The sequence below is a fragment of the Mesorhizobium sp. P3_A2 genome (assembly GCF_056403115.1).
This window is the reverse complement of record NZ_JBFUGC010000003.1, coordinates 557,941-576,261: the sequence shown is the minus strand read 5'-3', so window position 1 is coordinate 576,261 and position 18,321 is coordinate 557,941. Positions and strand designations below refer to the sequence as shown.

Here is an 18,321-nt window from a genome sequence, read left to right as displayed (position 1 = left end):
CAACGCACCAATGGAGAGCTTCTTCGCCACACTCAAGTCCGAACTCTTCCATCCAGAACGCTTCGACACCGTCCAAAGCCTCGACACGGCCATCAAGCACTACATCGACTATTACAACCACCGCCGCATCAAACTGAAACTGAAAGGGCTGGCTCCTGTGCAATACAGGAACCAGCCCTTAAATCTACCAGCCCAATGAACCGTCCAACTTTATGGGGTCAGTTCATCGCTGCCGGGCTTTTCGCTTTTGAGCGTTTCGCTCGATCAGTCTTCGTTGGCCTTCACGTGGACGCCGAGCGTCTTCGGCAGGTCGAGCGGGTTGGACATCGCCCCCGCCATGATCAGCGCGAACGGCACCGCTGCCGGCGGCTCGGCCGAAATCTCCAGGCTCTTCGGGTCGTCGAGGTATTTGCTCACAGCGGCCGTCACCTCGGCGGTCAATTCGGGATTGTTGAGCTGTGCCATGCCGAACGGCACGATCGCCTTGGCCTGGTTGGCGATGTCCTTGCCCGACATGCCCTGCTGCTTGCCGACATACTCAAGCACCTTGCCGGTCAGCGAATCGTCGTCGAAGCGGACCGAGGCGCCGTTGAAGGAAAGCTGCTGCAACAGGCCGAGCAACGCCATGCCTTGCGCCGAGTTGTCGGCCCCTTCGGGCTGCGCCGCCATCTTCTTCTGCATCTCCTGCATCGACTTGACGAAGTCGACCGTGTAGCCGCCGAGGCCGAAGGTCATGCCGAGCGTGCCGGCATTCTCGACCGAGATGTCGTATTTCGACAGGTCCATCTTGCCGTCGCTCGGCTGCCAGGTGCCGCCGATTTCGATGTTGCCCGATATGTTCTGGTAGCCCAAGGCGTTGATTGCTTCCTTGGACTTCGCATCGTCAACCAGGGTCAGGTCGGCGTTGAACTTTTCCGTGGTGGCGGAAAATTCCATCGCCTTGCCGTCGGCCGGGGGCGTGATCTGGACAGCAACGCCATCCACCGAGAAGGCGGTCTTGTCGGCAACCTTGACCGTCAGGTTTTCGAGTTCGGCCGACTTGTAGATCATCATCGAGCCGAGCGGGCCCGTAGCGCCCTCGGCCGGGATGTTGGCGTCATGAATGACGAAGGGGGTGAGGTTGAGCGTGACGCCGTCCTTGCTGTGCTCGAACGCGGACGTCGAGATGGTCGCGATATCGAATCCGCCATTGGCCTCGGTCACGCCTTCAAGCTTGACGTCGCCGATCGGCAGCGCTTCCTTTTCGGCCGCCGGTTTGACCGACACGCCCTGCAGCACCATGCTGGAATTGTCGCCGGTAACCCCGGTCCAGGTGATATCGACGCCCTGGACGGCAAGTGCGGCCTTCAGCCGGTCGGCAACCGCCGCGTCCTGCGCAAAGGCGGCATTGAGCGGCAGAGTCAGCAAGAAGGTCGAAAAAGCGAGTTTCTTGAGTGTCGAGCGTTGGATTGTCATCGCGAGTTCCCTGAGAGAGTCCTGAAAATGTTTTCTTGAGTTCTGCGCCATCACCATTCCGTGACGAACTGGACGGGAAAAAGGCGCTTTCCCGCAGATTTGTCGAAAATCACGGCGAAAGGCAAACCGGAGCGGGAGCCTTCGCTCAATGCGGTGAATATGTCATGAAGGTCGGGCTCCCCTGAATACCGTCTCCTGCCTTAGAGAGGGCGTGTAACAGATTGATGTTGGTTGGCAACAGCACTGCTGCCGGTGCTGTTGCACAGGGAACGGCACGTGGAACATGAAGTCCGTCACATCCGTCGTCGGATACTGAGCCGCCTTTCACAGCCCGGAGGCCGCAAATTGCGGATTTCCGCAGCTCCGCCTTGCCGCGAATCACCCGCTCGGCTAGTCCACCCGCATGGGAAAAAGGCTTTTGCCGCCTGAAGATGGCGGCGGTGACCATATCGAACCGGTCGATCTGAAGAAGGCGCTGGAAGAGCGTTATCTCGCCTATGCGCTGTCGACCATCATGCACCGGGCGCTGCCGGATGTGCGCGATGGGCTGAAGCCCGTGCATCGCCGCATCATGCACGCCATGCGGCTGCTCAGGCTCAACCCCGACCAGGGCTTTGCCAAATGCGCCCGCATCGTCGGCGAGGTGATGGGCAAGTTCCACCCGCATGGCGACCAGTCGATCTACGATGCGCTGGTTCGCCTGGCGCAGGACTTTTCCATGCGCTATCCGCTGGTCGACGGGCAGGGCAATTTCGGCAATATCGACGGCGATAACGCCGCTGCCATGCGCTACACCGAAGCGCGCATGACCGACGTGGCGACGGAACTGCTTTCCGGCATCACCGAGGACGCGGTCGACTATCGGCCGACCTACAATGAGGAGGACGAGGAGCCGGTCGTGCTGCCCGGCGCCTTCCCGAACCTGCTCGCCAATGGCTCGTCCGGCATTGCGGTCGGCATGGCCACCTCGATCCCGCCGCACAATGCCGCCGAGCTTTGCGATGCGGCCCTGCACCTGATCGAGGATCCGAGCGCGCCGGTGGCGAAGCTGATGGACTTCGTCCAGGGTCCGGATTTCCCGACCGGAGGCATCATCGTCGACAGCCGCGCCTCGATCCTCGAAGCCTACGAGACGGGCCGCGGCGGTTTCCGCGTCCGGGCCAAATGGGGCCAGGAAGACCAGGGCAGGGGCACCTGGAGCATCGTCGTCACCGAAATCCCCTATGGCGTGCAGAAGGCGCGGTTGATCGAGAAGATCGCCGAGCTTCTGATCGCGCGCAAATTGCCGTTGCTCGAAGATATCAGGGACGAAAGCGCCGAGGACATCCGCGTCGTGCTGGTGCCGAAGAGCCGTTCGGTCGATCCCGGCATCCTGATGGAATCGCTGTTCAAACTGACCGAGCTCGAAAGCCGCTTCCCGCTCAACATGAACGTGCTGTCGCGCGGCAAGGTGCCCAACGTGCTGTCGCTGAAAGGCGTGCTGCAGGAGTGGCTGGAGCACCGGCGCGATGTGCTGATCCGCCGCTCGAAGCATCGCCTCGGCGAGATCGAAAGGCGCCTCGAGATCCTGGCCGGCTACCTGATCGCCTACCTCAACATCGACGAGGTGATCAAGATCATCCGTGAGGAGGACGAGCCCAAGCAGGTGATGATGGCCCGCTGGTCGCTCACCGACACCCAGGCGGAAGCCATCCTCAACATGCGGCTGCGGGCTCTGCGCAAGCTGGAAGAGTTCGAGATCCGCAAGGAGTTCGACGGCCTCACCACCGAGAAGAAGCAGATCGAGGCGCTGCTGGCGTCGAATGCCAAGCAATGGTCGACGATCAAGTGGGAAGTCGCCAGTATCCGCGACAAGTTCGGCCCCGAGACCGAACTCGGCAAGCGCCGCACCCAGTTCGCCGACGCGCCGGAACACGATCTGACTGACATTGCCCATGCCATGATCGAGCGCGAGCCGGTCACCGTGGTGGTCTCGGAAAAGGGCTGGCTGCGGGCCATGAAAGGCCATCTGGCCGATCATTCGACCTTGACCTTCAAGGAAGGCGACAGCCTCAAGCTCGCCTTCCATGCCCAGACCACCGACAAGATCCTGGTCTTCACCACCGGCGGCAAATTCTACACCATCGGGGCCGATCGGTTGCCCGGCGGCCGCGGCCATGGCGAACCGATCCGCATCATCGTCGACATGGACAACGACCAGGACATCGTCACCGCCTTCGTCCACGACCCCAAGCGCAAGCTGCTGCTCGCCTCCTATGATGCCAACGGCTTCATCGTGCCGGAGGAAGAGGTCGTCGCCAACACCCGCAAGGGCAAGCAGGTGATGAACGTCAAGGCGCCCGACGAGGCCAAGGCCTGTGTCCCGCTTTCAGGCGATCACCTCGCCATTGTCGGCGAGAACCGCAAGATGCTGGTCTTCGCGCTGTCCGAAATCCCCGAAATGGGCCGCGGCAAGGGCGTTCGCCTGCAGAAATACAAGGATGGCGGCCTGCTCGACCTGAAACCCTTCACGCTGGCGAGCGGCCTGTCATGGCAGGATTCGGCCGACCGTACGTTTACCCGGTCGCGCGAGGAGTTGGCGGAGTGGATCGGCGCCAGGGCATCGGCCGGACGGATGGTGCCGAAGGGATTCCCGCGGACGGGGAAGTTTGGGTAGTGCGGCTTTCCCTTCTCCCCTTGTGGGAGAAGGTGTCGCCGAAGGCGACGGATGAGGGGTGTTCCAGGGAACGCCAGCATCTCACTCCGCTGGAGCACCCCTCATCCGTCTCGGCGCTACCCAACCATTTGGACTATCGTCACGATTGCGGCACTATAACAGTGCATAAACGCTGGGTAGGCCGGGGAGAGATGGGCGTTTGAAGGAAGCGAAGATCCAGAAGCCGGAGCGTCAGCAGCGCCTGTTCGGCCTGTCGACGCCGCTGAGAGCCGCCGTCATTCCGCCACTGTCGGCGGCGCGCTGGCTGCTGGTGCTGATCGTCGCCGCCGGCGTCTATTTCTTCCACGGCTTCCTGTTTCCGGTGCTGGCAGCGCTTGTCATCGCCTTCGCCAGCTGGCCGCTCTATCGCCGGCTGCTTGCCGGCGTCGGTGGCAACCGCACGATTGCCGCGACCTTTGCCATCCTGTTCATCCTCACCTTCCTGGTGGTGCCGATCGCGCTCGCCGGCACCTACGCCATCAACGAGGTCCGCGAATGGGTCGGCTGGGCGATCGAGACCAACCGGCATGGCGCCGTCACACCGCACTGGATCACGACGCTGCCGGTGATCGGCGAGTGGCTGAACGAACAGTGGGTCGACAATTTCGGCCACCCCGGCGGCATCGGCGAGCTCATCCAGCTGGTCAGCGGCGCCAATATAGGCAGCATCTATCGCGGCGTGCTGGCGGCTGGTGGCAGCGCCTTCGGCCTGCTTTTGACGCTGCTGTTTATGATGATCGCCCTGTTCTTCGCCTACCGCGACGGCGAGCAGTTCGCGGCCCAGATCGACCGTCTCGGCGAACGCATCCTGCCGACGCGCTGGGAGCGGATTTCGCGAGTCGTGCCGGCAACCATCTCATCCACCGTCACCGGCATGACCGTGATCGCCATCGGCGAGGGGCTGGTGCTGGGCGTCGCCTACTGGCTGGCCGGCGTGCCGTCGCCGGTGACGCTCGGCGCATTGACTGGCGTGATGGCGTTGATCCCCGGCGGCGCGCCGCTGTCCTTTACCCTGGTGTCGATCTACCTCGCCGCCAGCGGCTCGCCGATGGCGGGGCTGGCGCTGTTCCTCTGGGGCGCGGTGGAACTCTTCATCGTCGACAAGACCTTGCGCCCGAAACTGGTTGGCGGGCCGATCAAATTGCCTTTCCTGCCGACCTTTTTCGGCCTGATCGGCGGCGTCAAGACGATGGGCTTCCTCGGCCTGTTCATCGGCCCGGTGCTAATGGCGCTGCTTGTGGCGATCTGGCGCGAATGGCTGCGCGAAGTGGAACTGGCCGAGGATGCCGTTCCCGAGGCCGTGGCAGAGCTCGAAGGCGGACCGCCACAGATCGAGATTGTCGCCGGCCCGGCGAAGAAAAGTCAGACCGGGTAGGCAACCGCGAGCGCTGCCCGACGCTTGCGCCCCTCATGCAACTGCCACAGCGAATGCGCGACCAGCGTGACGATGAGGATGGCGCCGCCGATCAGGCTGTTGCGCGACGGCGTCTCGGCAAAGATCATCCACACCCAGACCGGCGCCAGCACCGTTTCCAGGAGATAGAACATCGCCACTTCCGGGCCTGAAATGTATTTCGGCCCGTTAGCGAGGCAGAAGAAGGCGAACGGCATGACGACAGCGCCGTTGAGGATGATCCACGATGGCGCCTCCACTTGAAAACCGGTCCTGGAGACCATGAACACCGCCAACCCAAAAGGCAGGAGGACACCGGTCAATGCGGTGAAACCCATATCCTTGCCGCTGGCGCGCGAGATGGTGATGGCGCAGGCAATCGCGAAGGCCGAACACAACGCCATCACGTCGCCGAACAGGTGTCCGGTGCCGATGGAATCGCCGACGATGATGACGATGCCGACGATCATCAGCGCCATTGCCGCAAGCGTCAGCGGCCGCGGCCGCTCGTTCAAAAAGAGCCATGACAGCAGCGCCGAAAACATGGTGGAGAAGGCCAGGATGAAAACCAGATTGGCGGTCGAGGTGTTGTAGACGCCGGTGATGAAGGCGACCGCGCCGAGCCCGTAGATCACGGCGACGATCAGCCCCGACCAGCCGGGTATGAGCTGCGGCGCATTCTTGCTGAACGAGCGCCAGACGGCCCATACGATCAGCGCCGCCACGAAGGTGCAGCCGGTGCGCAGCAAAAGGATCGTCCACGCTTCGCCATGAGCGAGCCGGATCAGCGGGATGTCGACGGTCAGCATCAGCCCGCCAAGAGCGGTGAGCAGAAGTCCTTTGGTGTGAGCGTTGTGAGATGACATGCAATGACTTTCGCAATGGACGAGAGGCAGGATGACCGGCCGGCGCAATCGCGCACTCTCCGCCAACAGCGGAAAGACCGGCATCGTCCCCGTTGAAAATGTTCAGGCCCGGATTTGGGAAAGAAGAAAGATCAGCGCGTGACCGCTTCGTGGTCGTAGCGTTCCCAGCCCTTCGGGCCGAGATGCTCCTGCGGCATGAAGCGCATCTTATAGTTCATCTTGCGTGAGCCGTTGACCCAGTAGCCGAGATAGACATGGGGCAGGCCCATGGCTCTGGCGCGGGCGATATGGTCGAGGATCATGAAGGTCCCAAGCGAACGGTCCTCGAACTCAGGATTAAAGTAGGAATAGACCATCGACAGGCCGTCGGCCATCTTGTCGGTCAGCGCCACGGCGATCAGCTCGCCCTGGCCCTTGCCGGTGATGAAAGTGTCGGGGCCGCGGCGCCGGTACTCGATGACCTTGGTGTCGACATGGGTGTCCTCGACCATCATGGCGTAGTCGAGCACCGTCATGTCGGACATGCCGCCGCGACGGTGGCGGGCGTCGAGATAGCCGCGGAAGAGCGAATATTGCTCGGTTGACGGCTGCGCGTCGTGCATGGCGCCGATGAGATCGGAATTACGCTGGATCACCCGCTTCATGTTGCGGCTGGCGGTGAATTCCTGCGCCAGGATGCGCACCGAGACGCAGGCGCGGCAGGTCTCGCAGGCCGGCCGGTAGGCGATGTTCTGCGAGCGCCGGAAGCCGCCTTGCGTCAGCAGGTCATTCATCTCCGGCGCCTTGTCGCCGACAAGATGCGTAAACACCTTGCGTTCGAACTGGCCCTCAAGATAAGGGCACGGCGATGGCGCGGTCAAAAAGAACTGCGGTGACTGGGTCGGATGCTGCGTCATCGAACCTTGGGAACACTCCTGCGAATCGCTCTACCTTTGGCTCGACTGGGGAAAAATTCAACAGGATTGTGAAGGCACGGTTGAACGAACGCCTTCAAATTTGCGCACAAATGCTTGTTGGGGTCGTTTGAACGCCGGTTCAACGGTCGCTGCGGCTGACAACAGTGCCAAGCAGCAGGTCGTGCAGCGTGCGCTTGCGATCGGAAAACAGCGTCACCAGGAGGATGAGCGGCGTCAGGATGACAGTGCTCGCCCAAAACAGCACCGAATGGACAACAGCGGTGAGCCCGTCGATCCGGCTGCCGTCGAGACGATCGAGCCGAATGCCCATCATCCTCATGCCTGAAGTGGCCTGGTTGCGACCGCCCAGCGTGTTCCAGATGTAGAGAATGGCGACCGCCGGCACGAGGATGGAATACAGCGCCCAGCCAAGACCGAAGGTCAAAAGGCCAAGCACGGCCACCAGGATCGCGAACGGAATGGTGAGCAGCGCGACGATGCAATAGTCGATGATGAAGGCGAAGATGCGCCGCGTGCGCACACCGTCATAAGCCCTGACGTCGTCGAGCCTGCTGGTGATGATTTCGCCGTCAAGTACGCGCGCGTTCATGTCATGTCCTCGCCATGGCATTCCAATGGGAATGTCTGTCGCCCTTTCAAATGGTGAGGGCGACAGCGAATTCAAGAAACGGACACTGCGGCGTTCAGCTGACCGTTCCTAGAAGATGCTGCGGAAAAGGCGGTAGCGGACCCTGTCCACCCCGGCGATCCGTCGAGAGGGACCATTGCACGCAAGCGTTGCCGTCGGGTTAAGCTTTCTCGAGCAGTTCTCACATTACGCCGGTAGATTCATCACAGTTGCGCCGAACCGCACGAGTTTGCGGTCTGGGCAGTTGAACATGACACTCTTCCCAGTTTAGCTTGCTGCGGCGCAACAAGACGCCGAGGGGACGGGGAAATATGGACTACGACATGCTGGTCATCGGCAGCGGCCCTTCCGGCCGCCGCGCCGCGGTGCAATCGGCCAAGCTCGGCAAATCGGTGCTGGTGGTCGACAGGGGCCGGCGCCTCGGCGGCGTCTCGGTGCACACCGGCACCATCCCGTCCAAGACGCTGCGCGAGACGGTGCTCAACCTCTCCGGCTGGCGCGAGCGCGGCTTTTACGGCCGCGGCTACCGGGTCAAGCAGGATATTTCGATCGGCGATCTGGTCGATCGCCTGCACAAGACGCTCGACCACGAGGTCGAGGTGCTGCAGCACCAGTTCATGCGCAATGCGGTCAAGAGCGCACGCGCCACGGCGAAATTTCTCGGTCCAAACAAGATCAGCCTGACCGCCGACAATGGGGACTACTCGGAGGTCGGCTTCGCCAATGCGCTGATTGCGGTCGGCACCAGGCCGCACCGGCCGCGCGACGTACCCTTCGACAAGGTCCGCGTCTTCGATAGCGACGAGATGCTGGAACTCGACCGTTTGCCGCGCACGCTGACGGTCATCGGCGCCGGCGTCATCGGCGTCGAATATGCCACCATCTTTTCGGCCCTCGACGTGCCGGTAACGCTGGTCGAGCCGCGCAACACCATCCTCGACTTCGTCGACCGCGAGATCGTCGACGACTTCATCCACCAGATGCGCGACCGCGGCATGACCATTCGGCTCGGCAGCACGGTCAAGGAAATCGTCTCAAAACCCGACTATGCCGAAGTGACGCTCGCCGATGGCCGCACCATCCGTTCTGAGGTCGTGCTTTATGCTGCCGGGCGCAGCGGCAATCTCGGCAGCCTCGGCCTTGATGTGGTCGGCATCGATGCCGACTCCAGGGGCCGCATCAAGGTCGATCCGCAGACGTTCCAGACCGCCGTGCCCAACATCTATGCCACCGGCGACGTCATCGGCTTTCCGAGCCTTGCCTCGACTTCGATGGAGCAGGGCAGGGTGGCCGCCTGTCACGCCTTCGGCGTGCATTTGCCGCCGCCGCCGGAAACCTTTCCCTATGGCATCTACGCCGTTCCGGAAATCTCCACCGTCGGCCAGTCGGAGGAACAGGTGCGCGAGAGCGGCGCCGCCTATGAGGTCGGCGTGGCGCGCTTCCGCGAAACCTCGCGCGGCCACATTATGGGCGTCAACACCGGCTTCCTGAAGCTGCTGTTCTCGGTCGAAACCCGCCGCCTGCTCGGCGCCCACATTGTCGGCGAGGGCGCCACCGAACTGATCCATATCGGCCAGGCGGTGATCAATCTCGGCGGCACCGTCGACTTCTTCGTCAACAACACCTTCAACTACCCAACGCTGGCCGAAGCCTACAAGATCGCCGGGCTCGATGCCTGGAACCGGATGGGGCAGGGGTAACGCGCCTCAGCTCAGCCTTCCATCTGGGCGAGCAGCGACAGCATGACGTCGGCAGAAGGCATCGGCAGCACCGCCTCGATTTCGGCTGGGCGCACGCCGGCGATCGCGTCGGCGCCGGCGGCGACGGTGCCCCAGCGGTCCGCGGAACCCATGTTTGGACCAGGCGAGTTCCTGCAGCTTCGGGCTGGTCAGCGCGTCGAGCCGTCTAGCCGCATCTGCGATAGTCCGCATCCACATCTTTCAGCCGGCTTACTGTTTTCAGTGGCTCGCTGCGGCGTTATGTGAGTTGATGGGGTGGACGGGCGCGACGGGAGATCGAGATGCTGGGCTGGTTCCGCAAGCTGCTGCCGCGCGAAGATCGCTTCTTCGATCTGTTTGAACGGCATTCCCGTACCGTAGTCGGTGGCGCCGAGGCGCTGGAGCAGCTTCTCCAGGGCAAGGATATCGAGCGCTGGTGCCAGAAAATCATCGATCTCGAGGACGAGGCCGATCACATCACCGCCGAAGTCCTGCTGGCGGTGCGGCGCTCCTTCATCACGCCCTTCGATCGCGGCGACATCAAGGATCTTATTCAGTCGATGGATGATGCCATCGACATGATGCACAAGACCGTCAAGACGGTAAAGCTGTTCGAAAAGAAGGAATTCGACCCGCTGATGCAGGAAATGGGTGGCGTCATCGTTGCCGCTTCCAGGCTGGTGGCCGAGGCGATCCCGCTGCTCAGCAAAGTCGGGACGCACACTGTGCGCCTCAACGCCATCGCAGAAGAAGTCATGCGCGTCGAAAGCCGCGCCGACGATTTGCATGAGCAAGGGTTGAAGGACCTGTTCAAGCGACATGGCCGCAGCGATCCGATGGCCTACCTGATCGGCAGCGAGATTTATGGCCAGCTGGAGAAAGTGGTCGACCGCTTCGAGGACGTCGCCAACGAGATCAGCGGCATCGTCATCGAGAACGTTTAGGCAATGGAAGCCACCATCGCCTTTCCCGTGCTGGCCGGCCTTGTCGCCGTCGCGCTGTTTTTCGATTTTCTCAATGGCCTGCATGACGCAGCCAACTCCATTGCCACCATCGTCTCCACCCGCGTGCTGAGGCCGCAATATGCGGTGCTATGGGCGGCTTTCTTCAATTTCATCGCCTTCATGTTCTTCGGCCTCCATGTCGCCGAGACCGTGGGAAAAGGCATAGTCGACGTCACCATTGTCACGCCGGCGGTGATCTTTTCGGCGCTTGTCGGTGCCATTGCCTGGAACATCGTCACCTGGATTGCTGGCATCCCATCGAGCAGCTCGCATGCGCTGATCGGTGGGTTGGTTGGCGCGGGTATTGCGAAGGCCGGCGTCAGCGCCATCGTCTGGACGGGGCTCGGCAAGACGGTCGCCGCAATCGTCGTGTCGCCGGCGACCGGTTTTGTTCTGGCGCTGGTCCTGATCCTGGTCGTTTCCTGGCTGTTCGTGCGCCAGACACCGTTTGCCGTCGACAGCACCTTCCGCGTCATGCAGTTCTTTTCTGCCTCGCTTTATTCGCTCGGACACGGCGGCAACGACGCCCAGAAAACCATGGGCATCATCGCCGTACTGCTCTATTCGCAAGGCATGCTCGGCGCCAATTTCTACGTGCCGCTATGGGTCGTCCTCACCTGTCAGTCGGCGCTGGCTCTGGGCACGTTGCTCGGCGGTTGGCGCATCGTTCACACAATGGGCTCGAAAATCACCCGACTGAACCCGATGCAGGGCTTCTGCGCCGAAACCGGCGGCGCCATCACTCTGTTCGCGGCCACTTGGCTCGGCGTTCCCGTGTCGACCACCCACACGATCACTGGGGCCATCATCGGCGTCGGCGCTGCCCGCCGCGTCTCGGCCGTGCGCTGGGGCATTGCCGGCAACATCGTCATCGCCTGGATTATCACCTTGCCGGCCACGGCGGCAATTTCGGCACTCACCTATTTTGTCACGCGCCTTGGCGGCTGACGCGGAGCGGGTGCCAGAATCTGATTGTGGGCGATGAAACGTCCATACAGATCTGACGCAAAGCCTAGCCCTGAAGTTCGTTTGATTTTCTGGCCAAAAACCGTGTCGCCCAAGCCAGCCCTTATCGGGTTTTGGCCAGATTTCTGCCAGGCAACAGTTTCACGACGCTGGCCTCTTGGAGGGTTTTGAGCGCTTCCTCTTTGGTGAGGCCGAACTTGCGGGCAAAGTAGGCGGCTTCGATCGCCATTTCGCGATCTGCCTGCGGTTCGATTTTCTGCTTTGCCTTCTTGCCCACGACAAGAATCATAGCACATTCCACTAGATAGATCCAAAGAAGCTCGTCCACCGCGCTTTGTACGCGGGCTGCGGCCAGTGGGCTCCCGGCTTACTTAGCCTAGATCGCGGCGCGGTCGCGAACGTCGATAGCTCTCTCAATCCGGGCCACTTTCGGAGGGATGGCCACGATTGCCGGCACGACCCGGTAGTGATGATTTGCTATGCAGCAATCGGCGCCGCAAGCCATTGCCTGACGATCGCGGCGTCAGGGTCGCCGATGTCATGACCTGAGGCGACGATCCGGGCGTCGACCTCGGCGCCGCGTTTGGTGAGCAGCGTCACCAGCGCCGGCGCGAACGGCCCGTAGGTCTCGTCGGCGGCGCCGGCAATAATCAGAACCCGCGTTCCGCGGACGTCGGTTGACGGAATATTGTCAAGCACCGGCATTGCTCTCAGCAACGCCGCTTTGCGCACGAGGCCGGGGTTGAGCAGCATCAGGCTGGACACCAGATTGGCGCCGTTGGAATAGCCGAGGAAAGTCGCGCGAGCGAGATCGAGCCGGTGCCGCCTTGCGGCCTCGCTTGCAAACGCAGCGAAGGTCGATGTCTCGGTGCGGATGCTTGCCTGCTCGAAGCGGGTCGGGTTGATCCGCTCGAACCAGCGGAAGCCGTCCTCCTGCGGGATGCGGCCCCGCACCGCGACCAGCGTGGCGTCGGGTGCGATCTGCCTTGCAATCGGCAGCATTGTCGTTTCGTCGACGCCCGATCCGTGCAGCAAAAACAGGCACTCGCCGCTTGCATTTGCCGGCTCGAGGAACCGGTAACGGAAGGCCAGATCCTGGTGCAGAACGTCATGCTTTTCGGTATATTCAGGCACGCTCATATCTCTTTGATTTCGTGATTGTTTTGTTCGTTTGCCGGCTTCAAAACGGAATATTTTCACACTCCGCGAAAAGTGATTGAACCAGGCTCATTTCAGACCGTTTCTGCGCCGATATGCTTCCCGCGGGAGGAATCGAAGCGGTGTGCGCCGATAGTCGCATCCCGGCATGAACAACACGAGCACCCTTGCTCTCGCTTTGAGGCCTTTTGTCGATGACTACGCAACTCCCGCCGGATCGCGCCGAACGCGACACCCGCATTGACGTGTTCCGCGCGCTCGCTCTGTTGACCATCTATATCGACCATGTGCCGGGTACCGTCTTCGAAACGCTGACCTACAAGAATTTCGGATTCTCGGACGCGGCGGAAGCCTTCGTGCTGATCTCCGGCATGTCCGTGGCGCTCGCCTATGGCAGCAAGTTCCAGACCGGTGGTCGGCTATTGGCGACGTTGAAGATGTGGCGCCGCGCCGGCGTCCTCTACACCGCCCACATTGTCACCACCATGGTGGTGATGGCGATGTTCTGCGCGGCGGCGGTCCTCGCCCACCGGCCTGAGCTGCTGAAGCTGATCAACATCGAACCGTTGATGAAGAACACGCCCGAGGTGATGGTCGGCATCGTCACGCTCGGCCACCAGCTCGGCTACAACAACATCCTGCCGGTCTATGCGGCGCTGCTGTTGATGGCGCCGGTCTTCCTGCTCTTCATCAGCTACAGGCCGCTGCCGACACTGGTCTTTTCTGGTGCCCTGTGGCTCGTCGCCGGCATCTGGCAGATCGCGCCGCCGAACTATCCCGAGCCGGGCTTCTGGTTCCTCAACCCGCTGTCCTGGCAGTTCCTGTTCAACATCGGTCTCGCCGGCATGCTGCATGTCCGGCGCGGCGGTACGATTCCCGTCAATCGCTGGCTGGTGGGCGCCGCCGCGACCTATGTCGCGGCGGCGCTGGTCTGGGTTCACAGCCCGCTCTGGGGCCAGATCACCTGGTTCGACCTGCCAGTAGTGATCGGCGGCTTCGACAAGACCTTCCTGTCGCTGCCGCGGTTGCTGCACATTCTGGCAGTGAGCTATCTGATCGTCGCCCTGCCGGCATTCTCGAACCTGTTCCGCCTCAGTCGCGACCATCCGCTCGCTCTGTTCGGCAAGCGCTCGCTGCCGGTGTTCCTTGCCGGCACGGTGATCGCCATGGTGGCGCAGGTGATGAGGCTGATCAACCCGGGCGGCTTTGCCTATGACGCCCTGCTGATATCGGCCGGCATCGCCATGCAGTTCGCGCTCGCCTTCTATCTCGAATGGCTGTCCGGGATCGGCTGGTCGGGCGAGAAGCCGGTTCGCACCGAAGCCCCGGCCGCTCGCCAACCTTTCGGAATGTCGCCCGTGGTGGCAAGGCTGAGCAGGTAATCCAGCCGGGCTGATCTAGCCAGGCGAGGGGCCGGATGAAGCTCGCACCACAAGATCGACCGGCAGCAACTGCCGTTGGTGCGAGCCGTCGTTCTCCAGGATCGCCTTGACGGCGAGCCGGCCCATCTCGGCAATCGGCTGGGCGACGGTGGTCAGCGGCGGCTTGGATACCGCGCCCTCCGGCACGCCGTCGAAGCCGACAATGGACACGTCGCCCGGCACGGCGATGTCGTGCTGGCGCAGCCAGTCGAGCGCATGCAGCGCCATCCTGTCCGACATGGCCAGGATTGCCGTCGGCCGCTGCGGCAGCGCGAAAATATGCTCGAGACCGGCCCGCACGGTCTCTTCGTCATTCAGGGTTTCGTAGATAGGCACTTGCGAGACGTCGATGCCGAAGCGGGAAAGTTCGGCGAAATAGCCGCGCAGACGGTCGCGCGTGCCGGAATAGAGGGACGACGTCTCGACCTGCTCTTGCGTGACCGGACCAAAGCCGGCGTCGGCGGATTCCAGGGCCAGAACGGCAAAGCGGCGATGGCCGAGCTCGGCCAGATGGCGCGCGGCAAGGCTGGCGCCGGCGATGTTGTCGATGCCGATCGCCGCGACCGCCTCATTCTCCGAATCGAGGTCGAGCGCCACGAAAGGCAGTTTGCGTTCGCGCGCCAGCTCGACCAGCCGTGAACCGCCTTCGATGCAAAACACGATAAAACCGTCGACCAGCGCGCTCTGGATGTTCCAGGCGAGCTGTTCGTTGTTGGCGGCGGAGACCAGCGAAATCCCCGCGCCGGTGGCGTCGCAGGCTTGCGAGATGCTGGCCATCATCACGCGGGCAAAAGGATCGTTGAAGAAATAGGAGAGGGGCTCTGCCGTCGCCACACCGATGGCATTGACCTTGCCGGCGCGCAGCAGCCGGCCCTTGGGGTCGGGGCCGGCATAGCCCATTGCCTCCGCTGCCGCCTTGACCCGCTCGCGCACCTCTTCGCGCACGATCTCGGGTCGGGCGAAGACATTGGACGCGGTGCCGTGCGAGACGCCGGCTGCCTTGGCAATGTCGGCCAGCCGCACTGGTCTCGTCTTCCCGGAGGTCAATACCGTCATCTTCGTCTCCTGAACCGGGCCTATCTATCACTTTCGTTGGATCGGTTCAAATTTTCTCTTGATCGGAAGCGGAGGTGGGTCTATATTTGAATCGATCCAAGGCGATTTACTGCGATGCGGTTGGATCGGTTCAAGAGGAGGGTGCCATGCATCCCATGAATTATCTGTTCGAAGACATCTACGGCAATGACTGGGGCATCGCCTCGAATGCCGCCACCCGCAAGCGCCGTGGCCGGACTGGCCCGTGGAAGCGCGACCTGCGTTTCCTCGTGGAACGCAAGCGGAGCTGATCGGCAAGGCATTTTCGTGCCGGCTGATTGGATCGATTCAATTCTCTAAGAGGAGACCGAACCATGCATCCCGTGAAGCATCTGTTCGAAGACATCTATCGCAACTACTGGGGCATCTCGCCAGCTACCGAGCGGCCGGAACGGCAGCGGTTGACCAAGTCTGCCAAGCGCAAGCGCGACCTGCTGCCGGAACGCCGGCAGGATTGAGCCTCGTGTGAAAAATATCGGTCGGGGCAGGGTCTCTTGCCCCGCCGATTCAAGAACGCTGGCGCACCAGGGCCGAGGCCGCGATCGCGAGCCAGCCGGCGATCAGCAAGCTGCCACCGATCGGCGCCGACATCGGGAAAAGCCGCGATCCCACGAAATCGCGCGCCAGCAGATCGCCACAGAACAGCACCAGCCCGATGAGGAGCACCAGGCTGCCGATCCGCAGGATCCGGTTTGCGCGGGCGAGGCCAGCGGCCAGAAACACCGGCGCATGCATGATCAGGAAGGATGCGGCGGTGCCGACAAAGGCACCGCCCAGATGCGCCGATGCCGCCGACAGCGCCACGCCGGCTGCGCCGCACAGGCCGCCGGCGAAGACCAGGATGCGGGCGCTGCCTTCTGCCGGATGGTCGGCGATGCTCATGTCTCGGGCTCCTGTGATTGGCGGTAAGCGGCGCAACCTGTCAGGATTTGCCTGAGACCGCCAGCATGTCACGCGTGCGGCGTGACTGGACCAGCCAGTCGTAGACAGCGCCGCCGGCCATCAGCACGGATGTGCCGAGAAACACCGCGCGCATGCCGAAATGACCACCGACGAAGCCGCCGAGCAGCGGGCCTGCGACCTGGCCGACATATTGCGCCGAGATCGCCAGGCCGAGCACATTGCCGCCGACGCCATCGGGAACATTGTGGCGGATGACGCTGGTGATGCAGGGCAAGAGCCCGCCCAACACCAGACCCATCAGGAACCGCAGGCCGACCAGTTGCCAGCTTTCGGTGACGAAGGCTTGCGGTACCAGCAGCATTGCCGAAACGGCAAGCGATACGACGATGACATTCCAGTGGCCGATGCGGTCGGCAAGCTTGCCCAGCCGTGACGCCGACAGGATGGCGCCGAGTGCGGCCGCCGACATGACGACGCCCGAGATCAGCGTCACCCGACTGGCATCCGCGACCAGTTGCTGAACATAGACAGTGATGATCGGCTCGATCGACATGTTGGCGAAGGTGAACAGCATGCCGGTCGCCAGCATGGCGACGACAGGCCGCTTGTCAGGGATCTGCGCCCAGCCGCCCTTCGGCTTCTCCTTGGGTTTGGTCAGTGCTGTCGGGCGAGGCATCTCCTTGATCAGGAAGGTCGTCGCCAGCGCCGCCAGGAAAATGACGCCGCCGGCGATCAGGAAGGTGGCGCGGATGCCGATCAGCGGCGGCAGCGCGCCGCCGAGCAGCGGCCCGACCAGCGAGCCTGCGGTGATGCCGGCCGACAGCACGCCGAGCGCCCAACCGGAGCGTTCCTTCGGCGTCTGCATGGCGACCAGTATGGTCGAGCCCGAGGAATAGCCGCCGGCAAAACCGATCAGCAGGCGCAGCAGCACCAACTGCCAGACGGTCTGCACCATGCCGGTCAGCGACATGCAGATCGCCATGCCGAAACTGGCGCGCACCAGCATCACCTTGCGGCCGTAGCGGTCGCCCAGCCGCCCCCACAGCGGCGCGACGAGGGCCGCGGCAAAGAAGGTTGCGCCGAAAGCGATGCCCGACCATTGCACGATCGCTGCGTGGCCCACGGCGCCCAGCTGCTCGACATAGAGCGGCAGGAACGGCAAGAGCAGCGTCATCGCCACAAGCGTGCTGAACGATCCGGCAAAACACACGAACAGGTTGCGCCGCCAGTGCACGTTGTAGGTCGAGGGCGCTTGCGTCGCTTGCGCTGCACTGTCCTGCGGCATGTCATGTCCTGTCCGCTTGCTGCGGATACCATTTTGGGATACCAAGTTGGTATCCGTCTTGAACGCAAGCTTTGCCGCTGTCAATGCAGCGCTCTCAAACGTGATCGGCCAGACCTCAATGCGAGGCCGATCGCCAGCACCGGAACCAAAGATGTCGCAGATGCAGACCGTCGAAAAAGCGCTTCGCGAGATGATCCTCGGCCTCGAGGTCGGTCCCGGCGAAAGGTTGACGGAACGCTGGATCGAGAGCCGCTTCGGGGCCTCTCGCACGCCGGTCAGGGCAGCGCTACTGCGGCTTGAGACGGAAGGCTTGATCTGCCGCGACGGGCGCGGCTGGACGGTATCGCCGATCAACCTTGCCGAACTGGAACAGATCGCGGTCTATCGCGAGGCGGTCGAGGTTGCGGCCGTCAGGCTGACTTCGGCGCTGGCGGAGAGGAACGCCGTCGATGTCATCGAGGCGATGCTGGACTCCTGCGACACCACCACGCCGCGCGAGGAATGGCACCGCGTCGGCATGGATTTCCACATCGAACTGGCACGGCTCTCCGGCAACGAGTTCCTGTTCCGGGCGGTGCGCGATGCCATGACGCGGCTGTCGCGGGCGCGCTGGCTGGAGGTGCGCGACGAGGCAGCACTCGGCCGCGCCTGGAGCGAGCATCACGCCATCCTGGCGGCGGTGCGGGCGGGCGACGCCGACGCGGCGGCAGCGCGGCTTTCGGCCCATATTGTCGGCAGCCGCGACCGCCTGGTGACGTCGCTGCACAATGACCGGCGCGGTCTGCGCGCCAGGGGATTTGCCGTCGTCGCCGCTTGA

The 18,321-nt window shown here is 62.8% G+C and carries 19 protein-coding genes and 1 pseudogene; 10 read left to right on the top strand and 10 right to left on the bottom strand.

Features of this window, described 5'->3' with window-relative positions:
• Positions 1-199 (top strand): IS3 family transposase (locus AC1DXM_RS10380; RefSeq protein ID WP_477232938.1); only part of this gene is annotated, 199 nt, incomplete at its 5' end.
• 65 nt (positions 200-264) lie between these two features.
• Here the strand turns inward: AC1DXM_RS10380 and AC1DXM_RS10375 are convergent.
• The gene (locus AC1DXM_RS10375) at positions 265-1,455 is read right to left on the bottom strand and encodes a hypothetical protein (RefSeq protein ID WP_477232937.1); all 1,191 of its coding nucleotides are present in this window, start codon (positions 1,453-1,455) and stop codon (positions 265-267) included.
• Between the two features lie 403 nt (positions 1,456-1,858).
• On the opposite strand from AC1DXM_RS10375, the gene parC reads away from it, so the two are divergent.
• Both parC and AC1DXM_RS10365 read left to right on the top strand, forming a co-directional pair.
• Positions 1,859-4,111 carry a DNA topoisomerase IV subunit A gene (gene parC / locus AC1DXM_RS10370; protein WP_477232936.1) on the top strand — a complete coding sequence of 751 codons (2,253 nt, stop codon included), beginning with the start codon at positions 1,859-1,861 and terminating at the stop codon, positions 4,109-4,111.
• 199 nt (positions 4,112-4,310) lie between these two features.
• Positions 4,311-5,525 (top strand): AI-2E family transporter, encoded by a 1,215-nt coding sequence (locus tag AC1DXM_RS10365; RefSeq protein ID WP_477232935.1) that lies wholly within the window; start codon positions 4,311-4,313, stop codon positions 5,523-5,525.
• On the opposite strand, the gene AC1DXM_RS10360 is transcribed toward AC1DXM_RS10365, so the two are convergent.
• The 3 genes from AC1DXM_RS10360 to AC1DXM_RS10350 form a co-directional block, all read right to left on the bottom strand.
• Positions 5,513-6,409, bottom strand: a complete 897-nt coding sequence (locus AC1DXM_RS10360) for a DMT family transporter (protein ID WP_477232934.1) — start codon at positions 6,407-6,409, stop codon at positions 5,513-5,515. The two genes, AC1DXM_RS10365 and AC1DXM_RS10360, sit on opposite strands and share 13 nt — an antisense overlap.
• 131 nt (positions 6,410-6,540) lie before the next feature.
• Complete coding sequence (locus AC1DXM_RS10355) at positions 6,541-7,305, bottom strand: arginyltransferase (RefSeq protein WP_192253163.1); 765 nt, start codon at positions 7,303-7,305, stop codon at positions 6,541-6,543.
• Positions 7,306-7,444: 139 nt separating this feature from the next.
• A complete protein-coding gene (locus AC1DXM_RS10350; protein WP_477232933.1) occupies positions 7,445-7,915 on the bottom strand; it encodes an RDD family protein in 471 nt (156 codons plus the stop codon).
• Between the two features lie 350 nt (positions 7,916-8,265).
• Between AC1DXM_RS10350 and sthA the strand changes: the two genes are divergently transcribed.
• Positions 8,266-9,654 (top strand): Si-specific NAD(P)(+) transhydrogenase, encoded by a 1,389-nt coding sequence (sthA, locus tag AC1DXM_RS10345; RefSeq protein ID WP_477232932.1) that lies wholly within the window; start codon positions 8,266-8,268, stop codon positions 9,652-9,654.
• Positions 9,655-9,665: 11 nt separating this feature from the next.
• Here sthA and AC1DXM_RS10340 read toward each other — a convergent pair.
• A pseudogene (locus tag AC1DXM_RS10340) lies at positions 9,666-9,870 on the bottom strand (hypothetical protein); the annotation flags it as partial.
• A 104-nt stretch (positions 9,871-9,974) separates the two neighbouring features.
• On the opposite strand from AC1DXM_RS10340, the gene AC1DXM_RS10335 reads away from it, so the two are divergent.
• Positions 9,975-10,616, top strand: coding sequence for a DUF47 domain-containing protein (locus AC1DXM_RS10335; protein WP_112397070.1), 642 nt, complete (start codon positions 9,975-9,977; stop codon positions 10,614-10,616).
• 3 nt (positions 10,617-10,619) lie between these two features.
• Positions 10,620-11,624, top strand: a complete 1,005-nt coding sequence (locus AC1DXM_RS10330) for an inorganic phosphate transporter (protein WP_477232931.1) — start codon at positions 10,620-10,622, stop codon at positions 11,622-11,624.
• Between the two features lie 121 nt (positions 11,625-11,745).
• Here AC1DXM_RS10330 and AC1DXM_RS10325 read toward each other — a convergent pair whose 3' ends face one another.
• A complete protein-coding gene (locus AC1DXM_RS10325; RefSeq protein ID WP_477232930.1) occupies positions 11,746-11,919 on the bottom strand; it encodes a hypothetical protein in 174 nt (57 codons plus the stop codon).
• A gap of 200 nt (positions 11,920-12,119) precedes the next feature.
• Positions 12,120-12,776, bottom strand: coding sequence for an alpha/beta hydrolase (locus AC1DXM_RS10320; protein ID WP_477232929.1), 657 nt, complete (start codon positions 12,774-12,776; stop codon positions 12,120-12,122).
• A gap of 218 nt (positions 12,777-12,994) precedes the next feature.
• On the opposite strand from AC1DXM_RS10320, the gene AC1DXM_RS10315 reads away from it, so the two are divergent.
• Positions 12,995-14,182, top strand: a complete 1,188-nt coding sequence (locus tag AC1DXM_RS10315) for an OpgC family protein (RefSeq protein WP_477232928.1) — start codon at positions 12,995-12,997, stop codon at positions 14,180-14,182.
• A 15-nt stretch (positions 14,183-14,197) separates the two neighbouring features.
• On the opposite strand, the gene AC1DXM_RS10310 is transcribed toward AC1DXM_RS10315, so the two are convergent.
• The gene (locus AC1DXM_RS10310) at positions 14,198-15,277 is read right to left on the bottom strand and encodes a LacI family DNA-binding transcriptional regulator (protein WP_477232927.1); all 1,080 of its coding nucleotides are present in this window, start codon (positions 15,275-15,277) and stop codon (positions 14,198-14,200) included.
• Between the two features lie 146 nt (positions 15,278-15,423).
• On the opposite strand from AC1DXM_RS10310, the gene AC1DXM_RS10305 reads away from it, so the two are divergent.
• Entirely contained in the window at positions 15,424-15,567 is a 144-nt protein-coding gene (locus tag AC1DXM_RS10305; RefSeq protein WP_477232926.1) for a hypothetical protein, read from the top strand.
• A gap of 63 nt (positions 15,568-15,630) precedes the next feature.
• Complete coding sequence (locus tag AC1DXM_RS10300) at positions 15,631-15,774, top strand: hypothetical protein (RefSeq protein WP_477232925.1); 144 nt, start codon at positions 15,631-15,633, stop codon at positions 15,772-15,774.
• Positions 15,775-15,823: 49 nt separating this feature from the next.
• Here AC1DXM_RS10300 and AC1DXM_RS10295 read toward each other — a convergent pair whose 3' ends face one another.
• Both AC1DXM_RS10295 and AC1DXM_RS10290 read right to left on the bottom strand, forming a co-directional pair.
• Positions 15,824-16,198, bottom strand: coding sequence for a DUF423 domain-containing protein (locus AC1DXM_RS10295; RefSeq protein WP_477232924.1), 375 nt, complete (start codon positions 16,196-16,198; stop codon positions 15,824-15,826).
• Between the two features lie 40 nt (positions 16,199-16,238).
• Entirely contained in the window at positions 16,239-17,504 is a 1,266-nt protein-coding gene (locus tag AC1DXM_RS10290) for an MFS transporter (RefSeq protein ID WP_477232923.1), read from the bottom strand.
• 151 nt (positions 17,505-17,655) lie between these two features.
• Between AC1DXM_RS10290 and AC1DXM_RS10285 the strand changes: the two genes are divergently transcribed.
• The gene (locus tag AC1DXM_RS10285; protein ID WP_477232922.1) at positions 17,656-18,321 is read left to right on the top strand and encodes a GntR family transcriptional regulator; all 666 of its coding nucleotides are present in this window, start codon (positions 17,656-17,658) and stop codon (positions 18,319-18,321) included.